The sequence below is a fragment of the Flavonifractor sp. An82 genome (genome assembly GCF_002159265.1).
In the GTDB taxonomy this organism is placed as follows: domain Bacteria; phylum Bacillota; class Clostridia; order Oscillospirales; family Oscillospiraceae; genus Flavonifractor.
On the sequence record NZ_NFHG01000007.1, the window covers coordinates 102288 to 126255 of the forward strand.

Genomic DNA, 23968 nt, shown 5'->3' on the forward strand with positions numbered 1-23968 from the left:
CAAAGGACCCGCCCCGGAACATCGGTTCCGGGGCGGGTCCTTTCTCTTTATCCGCAGGAGGAGCAGCAGTGCCCCTCTTCACAGTCACAGGGCAGCTTGAGGGAGTCGGGCACCGGCTGACCCTGTTTCCTGTAGTAGTCGGCCAGGGCGGCCTTGATGGCCTCCTCCGCCAGCACGGAACAGTGCATCTTATAGGCGGGCAGGCCGTCCAAAGCCTCTGCCACAGCGGCGTTGGTGAGATTCATGGCCTCCCCGATGGTCTTACCCTTGATCATCTCGGTGGCCATGGAGGAGGTGGCGATGGCCGAACCGCAGCCGAAGGTCTTAAACTTCACGTCGGTGATCATATCGCCGTCGATCTTCAGGTACATCTTCATGATGTCGCCGCACTTGGGATTGCCCACCTGGCCTACCCCGTCGGCATTCTCAATTTCTCCCACATTGCGAGGATGTTCAAAATGGTCCATGACCTTATCAGAATACAGCATGTGATATTCTCCTTTTCTATTACAGTTCCCAGGTAGGCTTCTGGGCTTCCTTGTCCCAAACCGGGGACATCTCCCGCAGGTAGGCCACTACGGCGGGCACTTCTTTCAGGATATAGTCCACCTCTTCCTCGGTGTTGTCAGGCCCCAGAGAGAGTCGGAGTGAACCATGGGCAATGGCGTGGGGCAGGCCGATGGACAGCAGCACATGGGAGGGGTCCAGGGAGGCGGAGGAGCAGGCGGAGCCGGAGGAGGCACAGATCCCCTTGGCGTCCAGGTGAAGCAGCAGAGCCTCGCCCTCCACGCCCTCGAACACGAAGGAGGCAGTACCGGGCAGCCGCTTGGAGGGGTGGCCGGTGAGGCTGGTATAGGGCAGCTTGCTCAGCCCCGCAATGAGCTTGTCCCGCAGGGCGGTCAGCCGGGCGGATTCCTCCGGCAGCCGGTCCACCGCCTCCTTCAAAGCAGCGGCCATACCCACCGCGCCGGGCACGTTCTCGGTGCCGGAGCGGCGCCCCTTCTCCTGGCCGCCGCCCTGGATGAGGGCGGGCAGGCGGAGGGGCTTTCTCATATACAGAGCGCCGATCCCCTTGGTCCCGCCGAACTTATGGCCGGACAGGGAGAGCAGGTCCACGTTCCACCCCTCCACATCCACCGGGATGTGGCCCACCGCCTGGACGGCGTCGGTGTGGAAGAGCACCTTGTGGGCCCGGGCAATGGCGCCGATCTCGGCGATGGGCTGTATGGTGCCGATCTCATTGTTGGCAGCCATGATGGAGATGAGGATGGTGTCCGGCCGGATGGCCTGTTCCACGGCGGCGGGGTCTACCAGACCCTCCCGGTCCACCGGCAGGTAGGTCACCTCATAGCCCTGCTTCTCCAGGTACTGGGCGGTGTGGAGGATGGCGTGGTGCTCAATGGCGCTGGTGATGATGTGGCCGGTCTTTTTACCCTTGAGGGCCATCAGCTCAGCCACACCCCGCAGGGCCCAGTTGTCGGCTTCGGTGCCGCCGGAGGTGAAGTAGATCTCCTCCGGCTTGGCATTCAGGCAGGCAGCCACCTGGGCCCGGGCCTCCTCCAGGTGGGTCTTGCCCTCCTGAGCGAAGCGGTACAGGCTGGAGGGGTTGCCATAGTCCCGGGTGAAATGGGGCAGCATAGCGGCAAGGGCAGTATCAGTCACAGCGGTGGTCGCCGCGTGGTCAGCATAAATGAATCGTTCAGCCATAGGTGGCTCCTTTCCGGAATCTACTTAATTCCTATCTGTTTACTAGATTATACGATAGCAGTTCATTCCTGTCAAGTAAAATTTCATGAACTTACATTTCATCGGGTCTCTGCTTAAATTTTTATGAAGCATCCCTCTTTCCCGTTGACGGCATACCGCCGGGATGCTATAGTGGAACTACCATTCTTTGCTATAGAACTGAGGTCTGTTATGGATAAAAAGCTGTTCAAAAGCATCCTGCTCATCATTACCTATGCGGTGGTGCTGGTGATGGTACTGGCCCGGCTGGATGTGCTGGCCGGTGCGCTGGGCATCCTGCTGTCGGTGTTCAAGCCCCTCATCATCGGCTTCTGTTTGGCATTTGTGCTCAACCGTCCCTGTCAGTTCTTTTTCCGGCTGTACAGCCGGGGCCTGGACAAAATCTCCGCCCGGGGCGCTGCCCGGCCCCTGGCCGTCCTTACCTCCTATCTGGCCCTCATTATTATTGTGGTGGCCATCTTCTCCTTCGTACTGCCCAAGCTGGTGGAGAGTATCCAGACCTTTGTCCTCAACCTCAGCGGCTATATCGCCAACGCCCAGAACTCCATCAACCATCTGCTGGACTACCTCAATCTGGATATTGAGCAGCTGGACCTGTCCAAGCTGAATACCACTCTGGAGGGCATCCTCAACAACGCCCTGAAATTTCTCTCCAACCTGGGCCCCCAGATCATAGAGTTCACCACCGGCCTGGTCTCCATCGTCGTCACCGGTGTGCTGGCCCTGGTTTTCTCCATCTATATGCTCTCCGGCCGGGATAAGTTGCTGGGCCAATGCCGCCGCCTGCTGAAGGCCTATGTCCCCGCCAAGGTGGCCGGTCCCATCTCTGATGTGGTCTCCCTTACCGCCGCCACCTTCACCAAATTTGTCACCGGTCAGTGCATCGAGGCCTGTATCCTGGGCGGACTGTGCACCATCGGCATGCTGTTCATCCAGCCCGACTACGCCCCCCTCATTGGCGTCACGGTGGGAGCCTCGGCCCTTATCCCGGTGGCGGGCGCCTACATCGGCGCCATCCTGTCGGCCGTCCTGCTGCTGATGGTCTCCCCCCTGAAGGCCTTTATCTTCCTGGTCTTCCTCATCATCCTCCAGCAGGTGGAGGGCAACGTGATCTATCCCCGGGTGGTGGGCACCTCTCTGGGCCTGCCCGGTATCTGGGTGCTGGCCGCCGTCACCGTAGGCGGCAGCCTGTGGGGCGTGCCCGGCATCCTCGTCAGCGTCCCCATCGCCTCGGTGGCCTACACCCTGCTGCGCCGGGACCTCCGCAAGCGGCTGGATAAGCCCGCTGTCTGAGTACAAAAATGCCCTGCTGCCTGTGCAGCAGGGCATTTTTATGGTTGTTTCTTTAGGCCTTGTTTGAATATTGGCGATATGCCCAGCGGCGAGGAATTTTGGCCGCTGGCAAGCAATTTTTTTGCAGGAATCCTGACGGATTTCAAGGAAAAATTGTGCCGTCCAGAGGGCAAAAGGCCCGGCGATTGGGCTTGTTGATAATATTCAAACAAGGCCTAATCCTCAAGCAGCTGGATCCCGCCGCCCAGCACACCGTCGCCGATGTAGACGCTGAGGGTGGCGTCAATCTCGCCCTCCCACATGTGCTCAGCATTGGGAAAGCGCTCTCTCATCCGGACGGCAAACTCCGCCATCTCTTCAGGTGCGCCGCCGTTGGCAATGCCCAGGTTATACCGCACACCGGGCTTGAGCTTCTGGGCCATCAGGTCCAGGATCTTGTCCTGTACCTGCCGGCGGCCCCGTACCTTGGCCACGCTCTGGAGCTGCCCATCCCCGGCAAAAGAGATGACGGGCTTGATGCTCAGCAGTGTGCCGGCCAGAGCGGTCACCTTGCCGATACGCCCGCCCTTGCTGAGATACTCCAGGGTATCCACCGAGAAGAAGGGGAAGGTGTTGTCGATCAGCTGGGGCACCCGCTTGTGCACCAGGGTATCCCAGTCGGCGCCGGCCAGGATATCCTCCCACAGCTGGAGCACCATGATCCCCATGCCCAAGGAGCCGCTCTTGGAGTCAAACACGGCGATCTCCAAATCGCTGCGGGTCTCCGCCAGAAGGCGCACCATATTATAGGTGCCCGACAGGCCGGAGGACAGCATAACAGCCAGCACCCTTTCATAGCCGTCGGCCTTGATTTGGTCCAGGGTGTCGCTGACACTGCCGCCGTCAGGCAGCGATGTCCGGGGCAGTTCGCCCCGGTGCAGCCGCTCATAGATATCCCCGGAGAAAATGTCCACCCCGTCGGAGTACTCCCCGTCGGTACACACGATCTTCAGGGGGACCGTATAGATGGGCTTGCCCTCCCGCAGGGCGGGGGACAGATCGGCGGTGGAATCGGTGAGCAATGCGATCTTCTGTACGTTTGACAAGCTGATCATCCTACTCTATAATCAAGTTTGGGAAACTGACATAACGTCGTTATGTGACTACTTAAATTATAGCGGCAAAGGGTCGCCGCTGTCAAGAGGTGGAAGCCCGTGGAGGACTATCGAACCCGTAGAAAAGAGCAGGCCAAACAGACCGAGCAGGCCATTTTGCAGGCCGCCATGGACCTGTCCCGCAAGCAGAGCTTTGACAAGGTCTCCATTCGGGAGATCTGCCAGCAGGCGGGCATCACCACAGGGGCCTTTTACCACCACTTCCGCTCCAAGGAGGACCTGCTCTCCCGGGGCTTTGCCCCGCTGGACACCTATCTGGAGCAGGCCCTCAACGGCCACCAGGACGACCCTCCCGCCGACCGGCTGTGGCGGCTGATGACCAACTACGCCGAATTTCTGGAAAACCTGGGCTGGGAGCTGGTGGCCCGTTACTACCAGCGGCGGCTGGACTCCCCTGACGACACCTCCTCCATGGATTCCAGCCGGTTCACCCTGCGGGCCATGGCCGATTGTCTGGGGCAGGCGGAGGCCGAGGGCGGGCTGCTGCCCGGCTGGTCGGCGGAGTGGACCGCCGACTTCCTGCTGCGTCACTTCCGCGGCGTAGTCATCGACTGGACCCTCCACCGGGGCTCCTACCGGCTGCTGGCCAGGCTGGAGCAGGACTATACCCTTTTCAGCCAGGTGTTCCGCACCGGCTAAGGGACAGGCAACTTTTTCTTCCATGGCGCATACCCATCTGTGAAGGAGGTGTGTGCCATGTCCCGACTGCTGTCCAAGGCCCGGATCCGCGATCTGCTCCTGGGTCTGGTCCTGTTGTGCGCCACATTGGCGCTGATGCTCTACCCAAAGCCATCCATGGAGGCCGCCCGGACCGGCCTCCAGCTGTGCTATAACGTGATTATCCCGTCTCTGTTTCCTTTCTTTGTGCTCTCCTCCCTGGTGGTGGAGCTGGGTCTGGCCCGCTATCTGGGCCGGCTGCTGGAGGGGGTCATGCGCCCCCTCTTTCACGTCAGCGGCGCCTGCGCCTCCGCCTTTGCCCTGGGCTTCGTGGGGGGCTACCCGGTGGGCGCCAAGACCGCCATCAGCCTGTATGAGAAAGGGATGTGCACCCGTACCGAGGCGGAGCGGCTGCTGGCCTTCTGCAATAACTCCGGCCCCGCCTTTATTCTGGGGGTGGTGGGGGCGGGCATCTTCGCCAGCAGCGCAGTGGGGGTGGCCCTCTACCTGGCCCACGCTCTGGCGTCGGTGTGCGTGGGGCTGCTCTTCCGGTTCTACAAGGCCGCGGAGGACTGCGGCAAGGGCAAGGCCCGCCGCTCCTCTCCTCAGTTTCAGGCCCAGCGCTTTTCCACCGCCTTTACCGGCTCGGTGAAAAATGCCTTTCTGTCTACCCTGAATATCTGTGCCTTTGTGGTGTTTTTTACAGTCGTGATCCAGCTTTTGATCCGCTCCGGCTTTCTGCCCGGTTTGGCTCAGGTGCTGGGTACCGTGCTGGCCCCCTTCGGTCTGACCCCGGAGTGGGCCCAGCGGCTGCTCACCGGCGCGCTGGAGATCTCCTCCGGAGTGTCCACCCTGTCGGAGGGGGGCGCCCTCAGCGGCCGGCTCACCATGGCCGCCTTCATGCTGGGATGGGCAGGGCTGTCGGTCCACTGTCAGGTGCTCTCCTTCATCGGGGGCAGCGGTCTGTCCGTGGGCACCTATCTGGCAGGCAAGCTGCTCCACGGCTTTTTGTCCGCCCTCTTCATCGGGGTGCTGGTCCGTCTGGTCCCCCTCACCGCTCCCGTTTCCAATTACCTGGCCGACCAGGTGGCCGGCATCGCAGGCATGGAATTTCACAGTACCCTTACCGTCTCCATCCTGGCGGCATGGCTCATCTTCCTTGGCTTTCTGCTGGCGGCGGCCCTGGGCTCACGAAAATGCCTTGGCAAACGCCGGAAAAGCGTGGTATAATGATAGGTACGAGAAAAGAGGAGGGAGCATATGCTGTTCCAAAAGGACATTGAGCCCCGCTGCTGCTACTGCCAGCGCGGCACCAAGCTGGACGAGGAGCAGGTCCTCTGCGTCAAGAAGGGCGTGGTCTCCCCCGGGGGCAGCTGCCGCTCCTTCCGGTATGACCCGCTGAAGCGGGTGCCCACTCCGCCGGTGTCGCTGGATCTGGGCAAGCTGAAGGACGAGGATTTCACCTTATAATCAAAGCGGGACCCGCTGCATCAGCAGCGGGTCCCGCTTTTGCGTTTTAAAACAGTAGCCGCACCGCCCAGGCGGCGGCCAAGAAGCCGGCCAGATCAGCGCACAGAGCGGCAGGCACGGCGTAGCGGGTCTTGACGATGCCCGCCGCCCCGAAATAGACGGCAATGGTATAGAAGGTAGTCTCGGTAGACCCCAGCATGACGGCAGCGGTACGGCCGATAAGGGAGTCCGGGCCGTAGGTGGAAATGAGCTCCGCCCCCACACCCAGGGCGGCGGAACCGCTGACCGGACGCACCAGCATCAGGGCCACCGTCTCCGGCGGGATGCCCAGGTTGGTAAGCAGAGGCGCCAGGGCCTCCGCCGCCAGCTCCAGCACCCCCGAGGCCCGCAGCATGTACACCGCTGTCAGCAGGCCCACCAGGGCGGGCACGATGCGGATGAGCACCCCCAGCCCCTCCTCCGCGCCGGAGATAAGGGCGCTGTACACGTCCACCTTCCGCACCATGCCCCACAGGGCAACCGTCCCGATGATGATGGGCACCAGCATGGTAAAAAAGGTCCCCATGGTCAGTCCCTCCACAGCCTGGCCAACAGCTTGGTCGCCAGGATACCCACGGTCACTGACAGGGCGGAGGCCAGCCACACCGCCGGCAGGATATCAAAGGGGGTCTCACACCCGGCAGCCAGCCGCACCCCCGCCACGGTGGTGGGAATGAGCTGAATGGAGGCAGTGTTGCACACCACTAGCATGCACAGGGAATCGGAGGCCACTCCCGGAGTGCGTCGGCTCATGAGCCGGGCCGCCTGAATGCCCAAGGGGGTGGCGGCGTTGCCCAGTCCCAAAAGGTTGGCCGATACGTTGGCGGAGATGCTGTCCATCACGTCCCGGTCCCGGGCAAAGGCCGGGTAGAGCCGGCCCAGCAGGGGCCGCAGCAGCCGGGACAGGCCGGCGGACAGACCGGAGCGCTTCATGATCTCCATGACCCCCATCCACAAGCAGAGCACCCCTGACATGGCCAGACACAGATCCACCGCCGCCCCGGCTCCCTCCAGCGCCGCCGCCCCCACCGCCCCGCCGTTGCCGGTGGCCAGCCCGCACAGGATGGAGATGACCACCATCCCCGTCCAGATTGCCGCCATTGCCATGCCCTCCGCCCCTTTCTCCTTCCTAATTTCCAGATCAGGCTATCTATACGATCCAGCTTCGGAAAAGATACCCAATTCCACGGCGAAAATTGGCAGATAATATATGAAGTTTTTGTAACATCGCTTGACAGGGCAATACGTTGTGTTATAATTGTGTCAGTTTCTAGTTAATGAAGGGAATAATTGGAAGCTAATAGGGAAAGGAAGTAGCATTTATGAAGTCAACTGGGATCGTACGCAAAGTAGATGAGCTGGGCCGCATCGTCCTGCCCATCGAACTTCGCCGCACGCTGGATATCGCGGAGAAGGATTCTCTGGAGATTTATGTGGACGGCGCCTCTATTGTGCTGAAAAAGTATCAGCCCGCCTGCATTTTCTGCGATGATGCCAAGGATGTGGTCAACTTTAAGGGCAAAAACGTGTGCACCAACTGCATCCGTGAGCTCCAGCTGAAGTGATCCAAGCAGAAAGAAACCGGGACTCCACCTGCATTTTGCAGGTGGAGTCCCTTTCTTTTGCTAAATTTGCTAATAATTATACAATTAACACAGGTTAAAAGATTGCTTCAATTTTGTGCTGTTTTTTCCCATCTTTTTCCCTGTTTTCCCGCTGAATCGACGCTTTTTCTGCGGATTTGACACTTTTGATTCGGGTCAAAAATATACGATTTGTAATATTTGATTATCCTAATTAGGATAACATTGTTTATTCATTCATAGCCCTGCTATAGAGCTCATTCTTGGGCAGACCGGTCTCCTTGGCGGCCTGCCGGGCGGCGTCCTTCAGGGACATGCCCTGCTCCCGCAGCTGGGCCACCCGTTCCAGCCCCTGCTCCAGGGTGGGGGTCTCCCGGGCGTCCTCCGCGGCGCCCTCCACCACCAGGACGAACTCTCCCCGGGGCGGGTTGGCCTCGTACCAGGTCACCGCCTCCCCCAGGGTGGTGCGGCGCACCTCCTCGTGGAGTTTGGTCAGCTCCCGGCACAGGGAGATCCGCCGGTCCGTTCCAAAGACCTCCGCCAGATCGGCCAGGGTGGCAGTCAGCTTGTGGGGGGCCTCGTAGAAGATCATGGTACGCCGCTCCTGCCGCAGCTCCTCCAGGTGGGCCCGGCGGTTTTTCTTGTTCATGGCCAGAAAACCCTCAAAGGTAAAGCGGCCGGTGGGCAGCCCGGATACCGACAGGGCGGTAACCAGGGCGCAGGGGCCGGGAATGGCCACCACCTCCACCCCATTCTGGGCACACAGCCGCACCAGATCCTCGCCGGGGTCGGACACCGCCGGGGTACCTGCGTCGGTGACCAGAGCGCAGCTCTCCCCTGCCAGCAGGCGGCCCAGCACCGCCTGTCCACCCGCCTCGGTGTTGTGGCGGTAGTAGGAGATCATGGGCTTTTTCAGCCCCAGGTGATTGAGCAGCTTGAGGGACACCCGGGTGTCCTCGGCGGCAATGAAGTCCACTGCCGCCAGGGTATCCGCCATCCGCTGGGAAATATCCCCCAGGTTGCCGATGGGGGTGGGTACCAGATATAAGATTCCGGCCATAGGATTACCTCCGGTTCATCAGTAATGTAGGCAGGACCTCCAGTCCCGGCCTGCCCTGCCGCACCGCCTCCACCAGAACAGCGGAGGGGGGCGTGTCCTCCCGGTGCTGGATCAGCCGGAGCCGTTTGGGCTCCAGGGCGCTTTCATGGAGGGCGGCAAAGAGCTCTGCCAGACGCTCCGGCCGGTGGACCAGGGCAAACCGCCCGCCGTTTTTGGCCAGCCGTCCGGCGGCGGCGCACCAGTCGGCCAGCGTGGCCTCCTCCATGCGGGTCGCTCCGCCGTCTCCCCCGCTGCCCGCCTTGAAGTAGGGCGGGTTGGCGATCACCAGGGAGAAGCCCCCCGCCGGCAGAGTTTTGCACACCTGGCGGAGATCGCCGGTGTAAATTTCCCCCGTCAAGCCATTTTCCGCCAGATTCTTGCGGGCCAGGGCACTGTCCGCCGGGGAAATTTCCACACCGGTCAGGGTCAATGTGGATTGCCGCCCGGCCAGAAGCAGGAGCAAAGCCCCCGCCCCGCAGCCCAGATCGCACACCCTGTCCCCCCGCCGCAGGGTGGCAAATGCGGCCAGGGCCAGGCTGTCCTGCCCCAGGGGGAAGCAGGTGTCCGACTGCTCATAGCGGTAGGGACCCAGCTGCTCCGGCCCTCTCATGCCATACCCTCCATCAGGCGGCGGACGATGCGGCCGGTGAGTCCCCAGATAGGCCGGTCCGTCCAGGGGTAGACGGGCACAGTGGCCGTCCCGCTGCGCCAGCGGTAGCCGTTGGGAAAGCCAATGCAGTCATAGGGGAAGTCCGTCCCCACCTGGGGCTTGAGCTCGTAGGAGTAGATCTGAGGCGGGTGGGTGCGCAGCCACTCCACCGGCACCAGGAAGGTGCTGTCCACCTCGGCAGGGCTGGGGGCCATGGCGGCCAGTCCCGCCGGGCTCACCACCCCCAGGAAGGGGTGCATCACAAACTTGCCCTGCTGCACCAGCAGGTCCAGGGGGGAGATAATCTCCACCTCCCCAGCTGGGATGGCCAACTCCTCAAAGGTCTCCCGCAGAGCGCAGTCCCGGGGGCTCTCCCCCCGCTCCACCTTGCCGCCTGGGAAGCACACCTCTCCCGGCTGGTGGGCCAGGGTGGAGGCGCGCACCTCGAAGAGCAGGCTCAGCCCCTCCGGCCCCTCCACCAGAGGGACCAGCACCGCATATTCCTGCTTGACGTCCTGGATTTCAGGCACATGGCCCGCCCAGCGGGCCCGAAAATCGGCCAGGGTCATGCTTCTTTCCCTTCCGTCCGCCCCAGCAGGTAGTCGGTGGTCACGCCGAAATAGTCAGCCAGATGAATCAGCGTCAGGGACGGCACATTGATATAGCCATACTCCATCCGCTGATAATGCCGGTCGGTACAGTCCAGAAGCTGTGCCATTTCCACCTGGGTCTTATGCTTTTCCTTCCGAAGCTCTTTGAGCCGCTTTCCAAAGGGCTCCATGATTTTTTCCATTGTAACAAGGCCCCCTTGACATGACATTTTATGTGGTGTATAATAAACACGACATTGGAGGTGGTGCTATGAGTGACTTTCTGACCTTCCTCTATGAAGGATACATCAAACCCTATCTGGACCGTCAGAGCAGGGACGACGGGGATGCCTTCCTGCTGGGGGTACGCACCGGGGCGGGCCTGCGCCAGAACGGGGCGCTATGACTCCGGTCGGGTGAAGTGGGCCAGGGGATCGGGGCGACTCCACAGCACCACTTTCCCCGACGCCCGGCTCTTGGGTACATCGATGAGCCGCTGGTTGGTGCTCCCCCGGAAAAGAGCGTCATAGGACTTGAGCTTTTCCACAAAGGGCCCGTCCACCAGCACATCTACCTGCTCCAGCAGGGCGGGCACGCCACCGTCCTCCCGCTCCAGCAGGGTTTCGTAGAGATAGCCGGTGTAGGCCCACACATTGAGGCCGCGGGCTCTGGCCCAGGCCGCCAGGGCGGCGCACTCCTCCGCCTGGTCAAAGGGCTCCCCGCCGGACAGGGTGAGCCCGTCGGTGAGGGGATTGGACTCCATCTGCTCCGCCAGCTCCTCCACCGTCACCTCCCGGCCCCCGGCGGGGTCGTGGGTGTCGGGATTGTGGCAGCCGGGACAGTGATGGGGACAGCCCTGAGTAAAGACAGTGAACCGCAGGCCGGGGCCGTCCACAATGGAGTCGGACACCACATTGGCAATACGCATATCAGTTCTCCTGTAAAGAGGGGGCTGCTGCACCGCAGCAGCCCCCTCTTCCTTCTTATTTTAGAATTGGAACACCACGCCTACCACCGCCGAGGCGGCGATAAACACAATGGGGTGGATCTTTTTCAGGGATTTCACCTGAAGGCAGGCAAAGACCACCACCGCCAGCAGGATGCTCTTCCACTGGAAAAATTCCGCTGTACCGAAGGCGGCGCCGGTGTTGATAAGGGCGATGGCGCACACCTCCATCAGGGCCGCGGCGATCAGAGCGGTAGAGGCGGGACGGATGCCGTAAAACACCGCGTCTACCCCCCGGCTCTCCCGGAATTTTTTCAAAAATCCGGCGATCACCAGAATCACGATGATGGATGGACAGATCAATCCCAGGGTGGCGATGACGCCGCCTGGTATGCCCCCCACATGAAATCCCACATAGGTGGCCATGTTCACCCCCATGGGGCCGGGGGTGGACTCAGAAATGGCGATCATATTGGCCAGATCCCCGGCGGTAAACCAGCCGGTGCGGGTCCCCATGTCGGTGAGGAAGGGAATGGTGGCCAGGCCGCCGCCGATGGCGAACAGACCTGTTTTGAAAAACTCATAGAAGAGCTGGAGATAACTCATCCCTTCAGCCCTCCTTTGGCGGCCCGGACACACAGGCCGGTGACACCCGCCGCCACCACCAACACAATGGGTGAGGTGACAAAGCCCATCACCGCCGCCAGGGCGGTCCCGGCAGGAAAGGTCACAAAATTGCCCACCACCGCCAGTACCACCACCACCGCGAAGATGAGGACAGTGGGCAGATCCACCATGGTACTCTCGCGCAGCTTGAGTACGCTGGACAGGATGAGGGCGCACACACAGGCCCGCACGCCGTTGAAGGCGTGGATCACCGCCGGCAGCTGGGCAAAATTCTGTAAAAAGGCGGCAATGACCATGATAATGACAATGGCGGGGAACACCACCCCCAGGGTGGCTACCACGCCCCCCACACCGCCGGCCAGCTTATGGCCCACAAAGGTGGCGGTGTTGACGGCAATGACGCCGGGGGTACACTGGCCGATGGCAAAATAGTCGGTCAGCTCCTCCTCCCGAACCCAGTCACGCTTCTCCACCAGCTCCCGCTGGAGGATAGGCAGCATGGCGTAGCCGCCGCCGAAGGTGCACACGCCTATCCGGGCAAAGAGCCAAAACAGCTTCCAGTAAAGATTCACGTTACTCCAGTCCCTCCAGTTCCTCCATCCACAGGGAGGCCACAGCGTCAGAGGGCATGCGCCAGTCGCCCCGGGGGGACAGGGCCACCGAGCCCACCTTGGGGCCATCGGGCAGACAGGAGCGCTTGAACTGCTGGGAGAAGAACCGGCGGTAGAAGTTCTTCAGCCACTTGAGCAGGGTGGCCCGGTCATACCGCTTGCCCATGGCCTGCTCGGCCAGACGCAGCACCTTTTTGGGCCCAAAGCCCCAGCGGATGGCGTAATAGAGGTAGAAGTCATGGAGCTCGTAGGGCCCCACCAGATCCTCGGTCTTCTGGGCGATCTGCCCCTCAATGGCGGGAAGCAGCTCGGGAGACACGGGGGTATCCAGAATGTCGGCCAGCACGGTGGACAGCTGAGGGTCCTCCGCCTCCTTGTCGTCGGAGATGAAGCTGACCAGATGGCGCACCAGAGTCTTGGGGATACCGGCGTTGACAGCGTAGTTGCTCATGTGGTCGCCGTTATAGGTACACCAGCCCAGGGCCAGCTCGCTGAGGTCACCGGTGCCAATGACCAGGCCGCCTGTTTGGTTTGCGATGTCCATGAGCACCTGGGTACGCTCTCTGGCCTGGCCGTTCTCAAAGGTGACGTCGTGGTCCTCCATAGACTGGCCGATATCCTTGAAGTGGCGGCGCACCGCCTCCCCGATATCAATAGTCTTGAGGGTGCAGCCCAGCCGCTCGGCCAGCAGCACCGCGTTGGACTTGGTGCGGTCGGTGGTGCCGAAGCAGGGCATGGTTACCGCGATGATATCGCTGGCCGGCCGGTCCAGCATCTCCATGGACACCGCCGTAATGAGTACCGCCAGGGTGGAGTCCAGACCGCCGGACAGGCCCACCACCGCCGTCTTGGCGTGGGTGTGCTCCAGCCGCTTCTTCAGGCCCAGGGCGGCGGTGTACAGGATCTCGTTGCACCGCTCCGCCCGGTCGTTCCGGTCCTGAGGCACGAAGGGGGTGGGGGACACCGGGCGGGTGAGGCGGGTGTCGGTCAAATCCAGATCAAAGGAGGCCCGCCAGCACTCTCGGCTGGGGTCGGCCTGATAGGTGTTCATCCGCTGCCGCTCATAGACCAGCCGGTCCACATCGATCTCGCTGATGGTCAGGCCGTTGGCAAACCGCCGCTCGGCCAGGATGGTTCCATTCTCAGCAATGATATTGTGTCCGGCAAAGACCAGATCGGTGGTGGACTCCCCCTCCCCGGCATTGGCATACACATAGCCGCACACCAGCCGTCCGCTCTGACCGGACACCAGCCCCCGGCGGTAGGCCGCCTTGCCCGCCAGCTCGTTGGAGGCCGACAGGTTCAGGATGACGGTGGCTCCCGCCCGGGCCAGACGGATGGAGGGAGGCTCGGGGGCCCACAGGTCCTCGCAGATCTCCACGCCGATGACCAGATTGGGCATCTCTGCACAGGCAAACAAATCGTTGTTCGACAGGGAGACCTCCTGGCCGCACAGGGAAATTCTGGTCTCCACCCCTGCTCCCGAAGCAAACCACCGCTGCTCATAGAACTCCCCGTAATTGGGCAGGTAGGTCTTGGGTACCAGCCCCAAAATCTCTCCGCTCTGTATCACAGCGGCACAGTTATACAGTTTGTTGTCCCATTTATTCCAGACCGGCAGGCCTACGGCGGTCACCATGTCCAGATTCTTGGTGGCCTCCAGAATGGTGGCCAGCCCCTCCTCCGCCCCTTTCAGCAAGGTGGGCTGGAGGAACAGGTCGGCACAGGTATAGCCGGTGAGGCACAGCTCAGGCAGAGCCAGCACCTTCACTCCCTGCTTGTCCGCCTCCCGCATGAGGGTAAAGATCTGTTCCGCATTGTAACGGCAGTCGGCCACCCGGATTCTGGGGGTGCCGGCGGCAACCTTGACAAATCCATCGCGCATATCACGCGCCTCCTTCCATCAGGATCTTTTTCTAGCGAATATGATACCCCAAACCGGCCCATATTGCAACGCTTCCGGTCGGGAAGAGCAAAACCCCGCCAGAGACCGGCAAAGCCGGACCCGGCAGGGTCTTTTCTGACATAAGGCCGTCTCAGTCCCGGTCCCGCCGATGGCGGGTGCGGCCCGGTTCAAAGTCGTTGGCCTGCATGATGTCCCCCAGCTCCTCGGTGTATTTGCTGGAGGTGTGGACCACAAAGGCATCGGAGTCGATGGGGATCCCCCGCTCGTCCATCTGCCGGATGCTCCAGATATACAGAGCGTCCAGTGCGGGGATGATCTGCTCCCCGCTGGGGGTGAGCACATACTCCACCTTGGGTGGGATGGTGTCGTAGGAGATGCGGCGGATGAGTCCCGCCTCCACCAGCTCCCTCAGCTGCTGGCTGAACACCTTCTCAGAAATGGGCAGAGCCTTCAACGTCTGGTTGAAGCGAATGCTCCCGTAGGTGTGGATCTCATGGAGGATGGTCATCTTCCACTTCCCGCCGATGCAATGCAGCACATAGTGGTAGGGATTTGTCGGTGTGTCAAAATGATCGTTCCACACAAGCAGTTACCTCTTTCTGTCCCAGATTTACACGTGGGGGCCGCAGACCCTCCGCTACCATGATACCACAGCGTCCCCGCTCCCCACAAGGAGGGGAATCATACTTCCGCGTCAGCTCTGCCAAAATTTTAACAAAGAAATTGTGTAGTTTCAACAAGAAGTGAAAATTCATAGCTTTCTTTCAGCCGTTTTGCACATTTTATATCTCTTCCTTTAGTCGTTTTTCACAATTTTGCGGTACTTACCATTTGGTGGGTGCAAACCGTCAAGTTACCTACTTACATAATTGTGCGTATTGCACAAAACCCGCTCCGTGACTACACTATACCCAGACAAAGTGCTGAGGCCAAAGGGGCCTGGCAATGACCCAAACACATGAAAATTATTTAAAGGAGCGGATTTCAAATGGTTAAGCGTACTGTTGAGGAGCTCAAGACTTATGAGGCCGCCGGCCACTTCGGCTGCGTCGCCATGCGCATTCACGGCAAGGAGGAGACCGGTGCCGAGAAGTTCTGGGTTGGCGTTTCCACCTTCCTGCCCGGCGGCGGCGCTGAGTGGGCTTACGAGGACAACCCGCTGGAGAAGGTCTACTACGTGCTGGAGGGCGAGATGACCGTCACCGATAAGGACGGCAAGAAGTATGTCATCCACGCCAACGAGTCCATTTCCTTCCCCCCCAACGAGGGCCGCGGCCTGAAGAACGAGAGCAACCTGCCCGCCCGCATGCTGGTCATCATCAACTACCCCAACGCCTGATCTCGTATCCGATCAGTCATTTGACCACTCATTAGAATATAAGGAGGAAATCATCATGGTTCCCGTGAATAAGGACTTCGTTGAGAATATGTTCTCCGTCAAGGGCAAGGTGGCTCTGGTCACCGGCGCTACCGGCGCTCTGGGCTGCGTGCTGGCCAAGGCTTACGGCTACGCCGGCGCCAAGGTCTTCATGACCGGCCGCAACGACGCCAAGCTGAAGGCTCTGGAGGACGAGTTCAAGGCTGAGGGCATCGACTGCGCCTACTTCGTGGCCGATCCCGCCAAGGAGGAGGACGTGGACGCTCTGGTCAAGGCCTGTGTGGCTCAGTACGGCTGCATCGACATCCTGGCTGTCTCCCACGGCTACAACAAGCCCCAGAACGTGCTGGAGCAGTCCGTTGCCGACTGGCAGTACATCATGGACGCCGACTGCAAGAGCGTTTACATCGTGACCAAGTACGTGGCTCACCAGATGGTGGCTCAGTACGAGGCCGACAACACCAAGCGCGGCAAGATGGTCATCGTGACCTCTCAGCGCTCCAAGCGCGGCATGGCCGGCTACACCGGTTACTGCACCTCCAAGGGCGGCGCCGACCTGATGGTCTCCTGCCTGGCCTGCGACCTGTCCGCCAAGTACCACATCAACGTCAACTCCATCTGCCCCACCGTGTTCCGTTCCGACCTGACCGAGTGGATGTTCGATCCCGAGTCCGCCGTGTACAAGAACTTCCTGAACCGCGAGCCCATCGGTCGTCTGGGCGAGCCCGACGACTTCGTTGGCTACGCTCTGTTCCTGTCCTCCGACGCCTCCAACTTCATCACCGGCAGCAACTGCGACTGCTCCGGCGGTTACCTGGTGGTGTAATTTCCGTTTGACGGAAAGGACGGCATAACGCAATGAAGAAAATCAAAAATATCATGATCTGCGGCGCGGGCATGATGGGCAAGAACATCGGCTTCGTGTTCGCTTCCAACCCCGACTTCCAGGTGGGCATGTACGACCTGTACCCCACCGACGTGGAGGCCGGTATCCGCACCAACACCAAGCAGCTGGTGGAGAAGGGCGTCATCACCGAGGAGGAGCTGGCTGACCGACTCTCCCGCATCTCCTTCACCACCGACATGGACAGCGACATCGTCAAGAACGCCGACTTCGTCATCGAGGCCGTGTTCGAGGACATGAAGATCAAGCGTGAGACCTTCGCCAAGCTGGAGGAGCGCTGCGCCGAGGACACCATCTTCTGCACCAACTCCTCCGTCATGAGCCCCAGCGAGATCTCCGCCGAGCTCAAGCACCGCGAGCGCTTTGTGGGTACCCACTTCTGGAACCCCGGTCACCTGATCCCCCTGGTGGAGGTGGTCAAGTCCGACGCTTCCTCCGACGAGACTGCTCAGACTGTCATGGAGGTTCTGCGCTCCGTGGGCAAGAAGCCCGTGCTATGCAAGAAGGACGTGCCCGGCTTCATCGCCAACCGTATGCAGCACGCCCTGTGGCGTGAGGCCATCTCCATTGTGGAGAACGGCATCGCCGACGCCGCCACCGTGGACGAGGCGGTGCGCTACTCCTTCGGTCTCCGTCTGCCCCAGTTGGGCCCCATGGAGAACGCCGACATGGTGGGCACCGACCTGACCTACAACATCCACGACTACATCCTCCAGGACCTGGAGGACTCCCACAAGCCCTCTCCCCTGCTCAAGCAGCTGCGGGATGAAGGCAAGATCGGCTTCAAGACCGGCGAGGGCTTCCAGAAGTGGACTCCCGAGCAGGTGGCCAAATCCAACGCCGATCTGAACGAGTATCTGATCCGGATGCTGTACGGCAAGTAAGTCATCCGGCCTATCCTACGCACTGAAATCAACTTTAAGGAGGAACCTGTTATGGGTAAGACTGTTTTTGTTGACCTGACTCACCCCTTCGGCGCCGAGATCCCCCGCTGGCCTTACTTTGACAAGCCCGACATCGTGGGCGCCCATTCCATGGCAAAGGGCGGCGTGCTGACTCAGCGCATCACCTGCACCATGCACACCGGCACTCACTGCGACGCTCCCCGTCACGTCATGGAGTATGAGTTCGACGGCCGCCGGGCCCGCTACTCCGATGAGATGCCCATCGACGCCTACACCGGCCAGGCTGTTGTGCTGAAGATCGACATCGAGCCCTGGGGCCTGATCACCGACAAGCACCTGGACGCCGCCTGCGAGAAGTACGGCATCAACCAGGCTGACCTGGAGGGCAAGGTTGTCTGCCTGAACACCGGTATGCACCGCCTGTTCGACGACTCCAAGGCCTACTATCACTATGCCGCCGGCACCGGTGTTGAGGCCGGTAAGTGGTTCGTCAAGAACAAGGTCAAGTGCGTGGCCATGGACAGCCAGGCTCTGGACCATCCCCTGCACACCGCCATGGGCAACAACGGCATGACCCGTATGAACCTGCTGGGCGCCACCGGCCGTCCCATCACTGAGGAGTACAAGGAGCTCTTCGGCGAGGAGGCCTATGCCAAGTTCGACAAGGAGGAGTACATCCGCATCTTCGGCCAGAAGGCTTACGATGAGCTGTACGGCGATCTGGAGAACATCGGCGTTTGGGGCACCTGGGAGCCCTGCCACAAGGAGATGCTGGGCCACGGCATCGTGGGCGTTGAGAACCTGGGCGGCGACCTGGACAAGATTCCCGCCGGCGTGTGGTTCCGCTTCAACTGCTTCCCCCTGCGCTGGTACATGGGCGACGGCTCCATGGCCCGCTGCAGCGCCGAGATCGACGAGGACCTGCTGATCAAGGACGTTCCCACCCGTACCTACAAGTACGGCGGCACCGGCTACGGCGAGGCCGAGGGCAACGGCGACAGCGGCCTGGAGTACATCCAGAAGCTGTTCAACCGCAACAAGTAATTCCCCCTTTCCTCTCTTTGTTCTATTAACTACCCTAAATTCCCTTCCCATTCCATGCCATGCGTAAAGCGGCGGGCTGTCGCCCGCCGCTTTATGCGGTATCTTCATTTCATTAGAAAGGACGATGACAGATCATGGCCGATCTGAAGAATAAGACCATTATTACCGTGGCCACCACCGGCGCCTGGCCCACCAAGGAGAACAACCCCAACGTCCCCATGACTCCCGCCGAGATCGCCGAGGATGTGTACGCCTGCTGGAAGGCCGGCGCCGCTGTTGCCCACCTGCACATGCGTGACGAGCAGGGCAAGGGCACTATGGATAAGGAGAAGTTCCGCGAGACCGTGGAGCTGCTGCGTTCCAATCACCCCGACTGCGATATCATCCTGAACATGACCACCTCCGGCGACCTGAACGCCACCGATGAGACCCGCCAGATCCACCTGAAGGAGCTGCGCCCCGAGATGGGTTCCTACGACTGCGGCTCCATGAACTGGCTGCACACCTCCCTGTTCCTCAACCCCCCCGCCTTCCTGGAGGAGCTGGGCAAGAACATGCAGGAGTGGGGCGTCAAGCCCGAGATCGAGGCCTTTGACCCCGGCATGATCGCCAACGCTCAGTACTACCTGAAGAAGGGCGTGCTGAAGGGGCCCCTGCACTTCCAGTTCTGTATGGGCTGCGCCAACGGCATCCCCGGCACCATGAAGAACCTGATCTTCATGAAGGAGACCATGGAGTCTCTGTGCCCCGGCTCCACCTGGAGCTGCTTCGGCGTGGGTCACTCCGCTATGACCATGCTGTACGGCGCCGTGGCCCTGGGCGGCCACATCCGTGTGGGCATGGAGGATAACGTCATGTACGCCAAGGGCCAGCTGGCTCAGAGCAACGTCCAGTTCGTGGACCGCGCCCGCCGCGTCATCGAGGAGTTCGGCAAGCAGGTTGCCACTCCCGCCGAGGCCCGCGAGATCCTCAGCCTGAAGTAAGCTTTACCATTTCCCCCGCAGGAGCGATAAACGCTCCTGCGGGTCTTTTTATATCTATTTTCGCCCTCTTCGCGCTCTGAGGCCACACACGGCTTCCAGAGCGTCTTTTATCTCCCCGGTCTCCTACCACGTCACACGTGTTTTCCCCGTTCCAGCGCCTCCTGTGCCCCTCTCAGCCCATTTCACATATCTCCAGGCTTTTGTGCGTTTTTTCATCAGTGCTGTCCCAATAGGCACCTCACCCACCCTCAGCGACAAAATTTTACCTCCAAAATTGTGCATACTGAACATTTTAAATTATAAACTAAAATTTACGCGCATTGGTTTGTCAAATTTTTAACTATACTTTTAGATATATTATACAAAACTAGATACTTATTTTTTGGTCAATATGTACTTTTGGTTAGTAACTCACCAACTTGTGGGGATTGCACAAAAGCCCTTAACTGGATAAAGTATACCTGCAACAAGGAATGGACTTGCCGGCACATGTCCTGATCCAAACCATTTTTAGAGATGAGGGAAGATCAATGGCGAAACAAAACCTTCGCGACGGAAACAAGAATTCCGTGGTCAATTTCGGCGCAGGCTGGGTCGTTATCATCTACTGCCTGCTCATGTTTTTCCTGTACGTCGGTATGTGCAACGACGGCGCTAACATCACCGCCCCCAACGTGGCCTATCGCCTGGGTGTGGAAAACGGCATGATCATGAACATGAACTCCCTGGCCGGTATCGTCGGCGTGGTGTTCTTCATCATCGTGGGCCAGATCAACCGTAAGATCGGCGCCCGCATGACCTCCGGTATCTGCTGCATCATCTCCGGTATCGCGTACATCCTGGCCTGCAACGCTCCCAGCATTGTGGTCTACACCGTAGCTATGTGCTTCGTGTACGGCGGCATCATGTCTGCCGGTTACGTGGCCGGCGGCACTCTGGTTGCCACCTGGTTCCCCAAGAAGAAGGGCGTGGTCATGGGCTACACCACCATGGGCCATAACTTCGCTTCCGCTTTCTATGTGCAGCTGGTTGCCATCCTGATCGCCCCCATGATGGCGGGCACCGAGAATATCGGCGAGAACTTCTCCGGCGGCATCATTCCCATCGGCATCGCCGCCATTGTCCTGGGCATCCTGGGCATGATCTTCATCCGCAACACTCCCCAGGAGCGGGGCCTCAATCCTGACAATGTCTCCGACGAGGTCTACAAGAACGAGTACGACACCGCCGATGAGGTGGACGGCGACGGCGGCTGGACTACCGGCAAGCTGCTGGCCACCAAGGAGCTGTGGCTGGCTGCCATCACCACCGGCGCCTTCCAGATCTGCTCCGTGGGCGTCATGAGTCAGCTGGTCATCCGCAACACTCAGCTGGGCTTCACTCAGCAGCAGGCTATGAACGTCATGACCATCCTGGCCCTGGGCGGCGTGGTCGGCTCCTGGCTCATCGGTATCATCGACGACAAGATCGGCACCAAGAAGACCATGGTTGGTTTCGGCGTGTGGTACGCCATCGCCCTGCTGTGCAACTTCGGCGCTGCCGACAGCTCCTCCCCCCTGGTGTATGTCTCCCTGTTCATGATCGCCATGGGCATCGGCGGCTCCGCCAACTTCACCACCTCCCTGCCCGCCTCCATCTTCGGCCGTCATGGCTTTGACAAGGTGAACAGCGTCATCTTCCCCATCCAGGGCGCTATCACCGCCCTGTGCTTCCTGGTCAACGGCGCCGTGCAGCTGATGACCGGCGGCCAGATCAAGATGGCCTACCTGGTGTTCGCCGGCGTGGCTCTGGTCAACGTGGTGCTGGTGCTCATCATCAACGAGCATCGCTTCAACCGCGACTGGAAGGCCGCTCACCCCGGCAAGTAAATCCTGTACCCTTGAGAGGACCGGCGCCCCGCCGGTCCTCTCTTTTTGTGTTCCCAAGCACCAAAAAGCCCCGGCCATACGGCCGGGGCTTTTTGGGTGTGTGTTGTGTGTGTTGCAAAGGTGTTGGAGAGGGATAAGAGAGGAATTGGTTTGGGAGGATGGTCTCTTGTTTTGATTCATCTCTGAATCTGTCTGTATCATACCCTGTAAATAAGGCTAAATCGTGTATGCATTGTGAATAAACTGTAAATATCGATTTTCCTGATTTCTTCCTCTCGTTCTGTCCACTTTGCCGCTTGACAGGGCCACGGTTTGGTGCTATAGTTTCCTCGTTAAAATGGCATGGACGGAGAAGAACCCGCACAGCGGCGGACAGAGAGGGTCCCGTTTTGGTGGAAGGGACCTGCGACACGCGGCGGCTGTACCACTCCCGAGCCGCCCGGGATGACCGGGCCGGGGCTTTCCCGTTACAGAAAGTCACAAGCGGCATGAAGTCACGCTGCGCGCCCTCCGCGACGGCGCCTCTGCACTCCATGCAAGCAGGGTGGAACCGTGGGACGTTTTTTCGCCTCACCCCTGACCGACAGGGGTGAGGCGTTTTCTTTACCCTCCGCCCCAAGTTACAAGGAGGTTTTTTGTATGTCCGAAGAAATCAAGAACGAGTTTTCCTTTGAAAATCCCGAGTACCGCAAGACCTACTGGCACACCTGCTCCCACATTCTGGCCCAGGCTGTCAAGCGTCTGTGGCCCGAGGTGAAGCTGGCCATCGGCCCCGCCATCGAGGAGGGCTTCTACTACGATATGCTCTCCCCCTTCCCCTTCACCGCCGATCATCTGGCCCAGATCGAGGGCGAGATGCGCAAGATCTGCAAGGAGAAGCTGAAGCTGGAGCGGTTTGAGCTACCCCGGGCCGAGGCCCTCAAGCTGATGGAGGAGAAGGGCGAGCCCTTCAAGGTGGAGCTCATCAACGACCTGCCCGAGGATGCCGTCATCTCCTTCTACAAGCAGGGCGAGTTCACCGACCTGTGCGCCGGCCCCCACCTGGACTCCACCGCCCGGGTCAAGGGCAACGCCATCAAGCTCACCGCCTGCAACGCCGCCTACTGGCGGGGCGACTCCAACCGGGAGACCCTCCAGCGCATCTACGGCATCGCCTTCCCCAAGAAGGACGAGCTGGATGCCTGGGTAAAGCAGCGTGAGGAGGCCCTCAAGCGGGACCACAACAAGCTGGGCCGCGAGCTGGAGTACTTCACCACCGTGGACGTGATCGGCCAGGGCCTGCCCATCATCCTGCCCAAGGGCGCCCGCACCATCCAGACCCTCCAGCGCTGGGTGGAGGACGAGGAGCAGAAGCGGGGCTATCTGCTGACCAAGACCCCCTATATGGCCAAGCGGGAGCTGTATAAGATCTCCGGCCACTGGGACCACTACCTGGACGGCATGTTCGTGCTGGGCGATCCCCACGACGAGGAGCAGGAGTGCTTCGCCCTGCGTCCCATGACCTGCCCCTTCCAGTACCAGGTCTTCCTGAACCGGGGCCGCAGCTACCGCGACCTGCCCATGCGCCTGGGTGAGACCTCCACCCTGTTCCGTAACGAGGACTCCGGCGAGATGCACGGCCTGATCCGTGTCCGCCAGTTCACCATCTCCGAGGGCCACCTGATCCTCCGCCCCGAGCAGCTGGAGCAGGAGTTCAAGGGCTGCCTGGATCTGGCCAAGTACTGCCTGGGCACCGTGGGCCTGCTGGACAAGTGTACCTTCCGCTTCTCCCAGTGGGATCCCGCCAACCCCAACAACAAGTACGAGGGCACCGCCGAGCAGTGGGAGACCGCCCAGAAGGTCATGGGCCAGATCCTGGACGACCTGGGCGTGGAGTACACCATCGGCATCGACGAGGCCGCCTTCTACGGACCCAAGCTGGACATCCAGTACAAGAACGTCTTCGGCAAGGAGGACACCCTGGTCACCATCCAGATCGACATGCTGCTGGCCAAGCAGTTCGGCATGGAGTACGTGGACGCCGACGGCCAGAAGAAGACCCCCTATATCATCCACCGCACCTCCCTGGGCTGCTACGAGCGCACCCTGGCCTACCTGCTGGAGGAGTACGGCGGCGCTCTGCCCACCTGGATGTCCCCCGAGCAGATCCGCATCCTGCCCATCACCGACCGGGCCGCCGACTACAGCTATGAGCTGAAGAACAAGCTGTTCGCTCAGGGCTACCGCGTGGAGGTGGATGAGCGCAACGAGAAGATCGGCAAGAAGATCCGGGAGGCTCAGATGGAGAAGGTTCCCTATATGCTGGTCATCGGCGACAAGGAAGTGGAGAGCGGCGAGGTGGCCGTCCGCAACCGCAAGGGCGACCAGACCGTCATGGCCTTCGACGCCTTTGTGGAAAAGCTGAAGGACGAGGTGGATTCCAAGTCCATCCAGCAGAAAATGTAAGCACGAATTCAAAGAGCGCCCCGCGTCTTGCGGGGCGCTCTTTTTGTCACCCTGACCTCTCCGCGGGCATG

The 23968-nt window shown here is 60.6% G+C and carries 27 protein-coding genes; 13 read left to right on the forward strand and 14 right to left on the reverse strand.

The annotated features are described in order from the left end of the window. Positions 1 to 47 precede the first annotated feature (47 nt). Together nifU and nifS are read right to left on the reverse strand one after the other, a co-directional pair. Entirely contained in the window at positions 48 to 488 is a 441-nt protein-coding gene (gene nifU / locus B5G34_RS09395; protein WP_087336406.1) for a Fe-S cluster assembly scaffold protein NifU, read from the reverse strand. A gap of 19 nt (positions 489 to 507) precedes the next feature. Continuing rightward, positions 508 to 1707: a cysteine desulfurase NifS gene (nifS, locus tag B5G34_RS09400; RefSeq protein ID WP_087336408.1), complete on the reverse strand. Its 1200-nt coding sequence runs from the start codon at positions 1705 to 1707 to the stop codon at positions 508 to 510. A gap of 210 nt (positions 1708 to 1917) precedes the next feature. Between nifS and B5G34_RS09405 the strand changes: the two genes are divergently transcribed. Continuing rightward, a complete protein-coding gene (locus tag B5G34_RS09405) occupies positions 1918 to 3039 on the forward strand; it encodes an AI-2E family transporter (protein WP_242956949.1) in 1122 nt (373 codons plus the stop codon). A gap of 215 nt (positions 3040 to 3254) precedes the next feature. On the opposite strand, the gene B5G34_RS09410 is transcribed toward B5G34_RS09405, so the two are convergent. Then, positions 3255 to 4133, reverse strand: a complete 879-nt coding sequence (locus B5G34_RS09410; RefSeq protein WP_087336410.1) for a DegV family protein — start codon at positions 4131 to 4133, stop codon at positions 3255 to 3257. Between the two features lie 99 nt (positions 4134 to 4232). Between B5G34_RS09410 and B5G34_RS09415 the strand changes: the two genes are divergently transcribed. The 3 genes from B5G34_RS09415 to B5G34_RS09425 are packed head-to-tail and all read left to right on the forward strand — an operon-like array spanning position 4233 to position 6320. Further along, on the forward strand, positions 4233 to 4832 hold the full coding sequence (locus B5G34_RS09415) for a TetR/AcrR family transcriptional regulator (RefSeq protein WP_242956950.1): 600 nt from the start codon (positions 4233 to 4235) through the stop codon (positions 4830 to 4832). A gap of 57 nt (positions 4833 to 4889) precedes the next feature. Next, on the forward strand, positions 4890 to 6080 hold the full coding sequence (locus tag B5G34_RS09420) for a nucleoside recognition domain-containing protein (RefSeq protein ID WP_087336412.1): 1191 nt from the start codon (positions 4890 to 4892) through the stop codon (positions 6078 to 6080). A 30-nt stretch (positions 6081 to 6110) separates the two neighbouring features. Next, positions 6111 to 6320 (forward strand): hypothetical protein, encoded by a 210-nt coding sequence (locus tag B5G34_RS09425; protein ID WP_087336414.1) that lies wholly within the window; start codon positions 6111 to 6113, stop codon positions 6318 to 6320. Between the two features lie 46 nt (positions 6321 to 6366). Here B5G34_RS09425 and B5G34_RS09430 read toward each other — a convergent pair whose 3' ends face one another. Next, a complete protein-coding gene (locus B5G34_RS09430) occupies positions 6367 to 6885 on the reverse strand; it encodes a nucleoside recognition domain-containing protein (protein ID WP_087336417.1) in 519 nt (172 codons plus the stop codon). A gap of 2 nt (positions 6886 to 6887) precedes the next feature. Next, positions 6888 to 7466 carry a spore maturation protein A gene (locus B5G34_RS09435; protein ID WP_087336419.1) on the reverse strand — a complete coding sequence of 193 codons (579 nt, stop codon included), beginning with the start codon at positions 7464 to 7466 and terminating at the stop codon, positions 6888 to 6890. Between the two features lie 215 nt (positions 7467 to 7681). On the opposite strand from B5G34_RS09435, the gene B5G34_RS09440 reads away from it, so the two are divergent. Continuing rightward, a complete protein-coding gene (locus B5G34_RS09440; protein ID WP_087336421.1) occupies positions 7682 to 7924 on the forward strand; it encodes an AbrB/MazE/SpoVT family DNA-binding domain-containing protein in 243 nt (80 codons plus the stop codon). Between the two features lie 247 nt (positions 7925 to 8171). Here B5G34_RS09440 and rsmI read toward each other — a convergent pair whose 3' ends face one another. The 4 genes from rsmI to B5G34_RS09460 are packed head-to-tail and all read right to left on the reverse strand — an operon-like array spanning position 8172 to position 10483. Beyond that, positions 8172 to 9002, reverse strand: coding sequence for a 16S rRNA (cytidine(1402)-2'-O)-methyltransferase (gene rsmI, locus B5G34_RS09445; protein ID WP_087336423.1), 831 nt, complete (start codon positions 9000 to 9002; stop codon positions 8172 to 8174). 4 nt (positions 9003 to 9006) lie between these two features. Continuing rightward, positions 9007 to 9651, reverse strand: a complete 645-nt coding sequence (locus B5G34_RS09450) for a methyltransferase (RefSeq protein WP_087336425.1) — start codon at positions 9649 to 9651, stop codon at positions 9007 to 9009. After that, complete coding sequence (locus B5G34_RS09455; RefSeq protein WP_087336427.1) at positions 9648 to 10259, reverse strand: CoA pyrophosphatase; 612 nt, start codon at positions 10257 to 10259, stop codon at positions 9648 to 9650. Before B5G34_RS09455 ends, B5G34_RS09450 begins: the two co-directional genes overlap by 4 nt. Then, positions 10256 to 10483 carry a helix-turn-helix transcriptional regulator gene (locus B5G34_RS09460; protein ID WP_242956952.1) on the reverse strand — a complete coding sequence of 76 codons (228 nt, stop codon included), beginning with the start codon at positions 10481 to 10483 and terminating at the stop codon, positions 10256 to 10258. The genes B5G34_RS09455 and B5G34_RS09460 overlap by 4 nt, the downstream gene beginning before the upstream one ends. A gap of 68 nt (positions 10484 to 10551) precedes the next feature. Between B5G34_RS09460 and B5G34_RS19405 the strand changes: the two genes are divergently transcribed. Next, positions 10552 to 10686 carry a hypothetical protein gene (locus B5G34_RS19405; RefSeq protein WP_275532295.1) on the forward strand — a complete coding sequence of 45 codons (135 nt, stop codon included), beginning with the start codon at positions 10552 to 10554 and terminating at the stop codon, positions 10684 to 10686. Here B5G34_RS19405 and nrdG read toward each other — a convergent pair. The 5 genes from nrdG to B5G34_RS09485 form a co-directional block, all read right to left on the reverse strand. Continuing rightward, on the reverse strand, positions 10681 to 11208 hold the full coding sequence (gene nrdG, locus B5G34_RS09465) for an anaerobic ribonucleoside-triphosphate reductase activating protein (protein WP_087336428.1): 528 nt from the start codon (positions 11206 to 11208) through the stop codon (positions 10681 to 10683). The two genes, B5G34_RS19405 and nrdG, sit on opposite strands and share 6 nt — an antisense overlap. A gap of 60 nt (positions 11209 to 11268) precedes the next feature. Next, positions 11269 to 11832, reverse strand: coding sequence for a chromate transporter (locus B5G34_RS09470; protein ID WP_087336429.1), 564 nt, complete (start codon positions 11830 to 11832; stop codon positions 11269 to 11271). Further along, positions 11829 to 12425 carry a chromate transporter gene (locus tag B5G34_RS09475; RefSeq protein WP_087336431.1) on the reverse strand — a complete coding sequence of 199 codons (597 nt, stop codon included), beginning with the start codon at positions 12423 to 12425 and terminating at the stop codon, positions 11829 to 11831. The genes B5G34_RS09470 and B5G34_RS09475 overlap by 4 nt, the downstream gene beginning before the upstream one ends. Position 12426: 1 nt before the next feature. Then, positions 12427 to 14349: an NAD(+) synthase gene (locus B5G34_RS09480; RefSeq protein WP_087336432.1), complete on the reverse strand. Its 1923-nt coding sequence runs from the start codon at positions 14347 to 14349 to the stop codon at positions 12427 to 12429. A gap of 151 nt (positions 14350 to 14500) precedes the next feature. Beyond that, positions 14501 to 14953: a helix-turn-helix domain-containing protein gene (locus B5G34_RS09485; RefSeq protein WP_087336434.1), complete on the reverse strand. Its 453-nt coding sequence runs from the start codon at positions 14951 to 14953 to the stop codon at positions 14501 to 14503. 405 nt (positions 14954 to 15358) lie between these two features. Here B5G34_RS09485 and B5G34_RS09490 point away from each other — a divergent pair, with 405 nt between their 5' ends. The 7 genes from B5G34_RS09490 to thrS all read left to right on the forward strand — a co-directional run bounded on the left by B5G34_RS09490 (position 15359) and on the right by thrS (position 23897). Beyond that, positions 15359 to 15709 carry a cupin domain-containing protein gene (locus B5G34_RS09490; protein ID WP_087336435.1) on the forward strand — a complete coding sequence of 117 codons (351 nt, stop codon included), beginning with the start codon at positions 15359 to 15361 and terminating at the stop codon, positions 15707 to 15709. A gap of 55 nt (positions 15710 to 15764) precedes the next feature. After that, positions 15765 to 16574: an SDR family oxidoreductase gene (locus tag B5G34_RS09495; protein ID WP_087336437.1), complete on the forward strand. Its 810-nt coding sequence runs from the start codon at positions 15765 to 15767 to the stop codon at positions 16572 to 16574. A gap of 32 nt (positions 16575 to 16606) precedes the next feature. Beyond that, positions 16607 to 17536, forward strand: coding sequence for a 3-hydroxyacyl-CoA dehydrogenase NAD-binding domain-containing protein (locus tag B5G34_RS09500; RefSeq protein ID WP_087336440.1), 930 nt, complete (start codon positions 16607 to 16609; stop codon positions 17534 to 17536). Between the two features lie 51 nt (positions 17537 to 17587). Beyond that, the gene (locus tag B5G34_RS09505) at positions 17588 to 18601 is read left to right on the forward strand and encodes a cyclase family protein (protein ID WP_087336442.1); all 1014 of its coding nucleotides are present in this window, start codon (positions 17588 to 17590) and stop codon (positions 18599 to 18601) included. 134 nt (positions 18602 to 18735) lie between these two features. After that, positions 18736 to 19584 carry a 3-keto-5-aminohexanoate cleavage protein gene (locus tag B5G34_RS09510; protein ID WP_343286561.1) on the forward strand — a complete coding sequence of 283 codons (849 nt, stop codon included), beginning with the start codon at positions 18736 to 18738 and terminating at the stop codon, positions 19582 to 19584. Between the two features lie 530 nt (positions 19585 to 20114). Further along, positions 20115 to 21452 (forward strand): MFS transporter, encoded by a 1338-nt coding sequence (locus tag B5G34_RS09515; protein WP_087336444.1) that lies wholly within the window; start codon positions 20115 to 20117, stop codon positions 21450 to 21452. A 639-nt stretch (positions 21453 to 22091) separates the two neighbouring features. Next, complete coding sequence (thrS, locus tag B5G34_RS09520; protein WP_087336446.1) at positions 22092 to 23897, forward strand: threonine--tRNA ligase; 1806 nt, start codon at positions 22092 to 22094, stop codon at positions 23895 to 23897. Positions 23898 to 23968: the final 71 nt, after the last annotated feature.

Bases quoted from the DNA above. Each gene is read 5' to 3' on its own strand.
- nifU (WP_087336406.1), bottom strand. From the start codon at position 488: ATGCTGTATTCTGATAAGGTCATGGACCATTTTGAACATCCTCGCAAT.
- nifS (WP_087336408.1), bottom strand. From the start codon at position 1,707: ATGGCTGAACGATTCATTTATGCTGACCACGCGGCGACCACCGCTGTG.
- B5G34_RS09405 (WP_242956949.1), top strand. From the start codon at position 1,918: ATGGATAAAAAGCTGTTCAAAAGCATCCTGCTCATCATTACCTATGCG.
- B5G34_RS09410 (WP_087336410.1), bottom strand. From the start codon at position 4,133: ATGATCAGCTTGTCAAACGTACAGAAGATCGCATTGCTCACCGATTCC.
- B5G34_RS09420 (WP_087336412.1), top strand. From the start codon at position 4,890: ATGTCCCGACTGCTGTCCAAGGCCCGGATCCGCGATCTGCTCCTGGGT.
- B5G34_RS09425 (WP_087336414.1), top strand. From the start codon at position 6,111: ATGCTGTTCCAAAAGGACATTGAGCCCCGCTGCTGCTACTGCCAGCGC.
- B5G34_RS09430 (WP_087336417.1), bottom strand. From the start codon at position 6,885: ATGGGGACCTTTTTTACCATGCTGGTGCCCATCATCATCGGGACGGTT.
- B5G34_RS09435 (WP_087336419.1), bottom strand. From the start codon at position 7,466: ATGGCAATGGCGGCAATCTGGACGGGGATGGTGGTCATCTCCATCCTG.
- B5G34_RS09440 (WP_087336421.1), top strand. From the start codon at position 7,682: ATGAAGTCAACTGGGATCGTACGCAAAGTAGATGAGCTGGGCCGCATC.
- rsmI (WP_087336423.1), bottom strand. From the start codon at position 9,002: ATGGCCGGAATCTTATATCTGGTACCCACCCCCATCGGCAACCTGGGG.
- B5G34_RS09450 (WP_087336425.1), bottom strand. From the start codon at position 9,651: ATGAGAGGGCCGGAGCAGCTGGGTCCCTACCGCTATGAGCAGTCGGAC.
- B5G34_RS09455 (WP_087336427.1), bottom strand. From the start codon at position 10,259: ATGACCCTGGCCGATTTTCGGGCCCGCTGGGCGGGCCATGTGCCTGAA.
- B5G34_RS09460 (WP_242956952.1), bottom strand. From the start codon at position 10,483: ATGGAAAAAATCATGGAGCCCTTTGGAAAGCGGCTCAAAGAGCTTCGG.
- B5G34_RS19405 (WP_275532295.1), top strand. From the start codon at position 10,552: ATGAGTGACTTTCTGACCTTCCTCTATGAAGGATACATCAAACCCTAT.
- nrdG (WP_087336428.1), bottom strand. From the start codon at position 11,208: ATGCGTATTGCCAATGTGGTGTCCGACTCCATTGTGGACGGCCCCGGC.
- B5G34_RS09470 (WP_087336429.1), bottom strand. From the start codon at position 11,832: ATGAGTTATCTCCAGCTCTTCTATGAGTTTTTCAAAACAGGTCTGTTC.
- B5G34_RS09480 (WP_087336432.1), bottom strand. From the start codon at position 14,349: ATGCGCGATGGATTTGTCAAGGTTGCCGCCGGCACCCCCAGAATCCGG.
- B5G34_RS09490 (WP_087336435.1), top strand. From the start codon at position 15,359: ATGGTTAAGCGTACTGTTGAGGAGCTCAAGACTTATGAGGCCGCCGGC.
- B5G34_RS09495 (WP_087336437.1), top strand. From the start codon at position 15,765: ATGGTTCCCGTGAATAAGGACTTCGTTGAGAATATGTTCTCCGTCAAG.
- B5G34_RS09500 (WP_087336440.1), top strand. From the start codon at position 16,607: ATGAAGAAAATCAAAAATATCATGATCTGCGGCGCGGGCATGATGGGC.
- B5G34_RS09505 (WP_087336442.1), top strand. From the start codon at position 17,588: ATGGGTAAGACTGTTTTTGTTGACCTGACTCACCCCTTCGGCGCCGAG.
- B5G34_RS09510 (WP_343286561.1), top strand. From the start codon at position 18,736: ATGGCCGATCTGAAGAATAAGACCATTATTACCGTGGCCACCACCGGC.
- B5G34_RS09515 (WP_087336444.1), top strand. From the start codon at position 20,115: ATGGCGAAACAAAACCTTCGCGACGGAAACAAGAATTCCGTGGTCAAT.
- thrS (WP_087336446.1), top strand. From the start codon at position 22,092: ATGTCCGAAGAAATCAAGAACGAGTTTTCCTTTGAAAATCCCGAGTAC.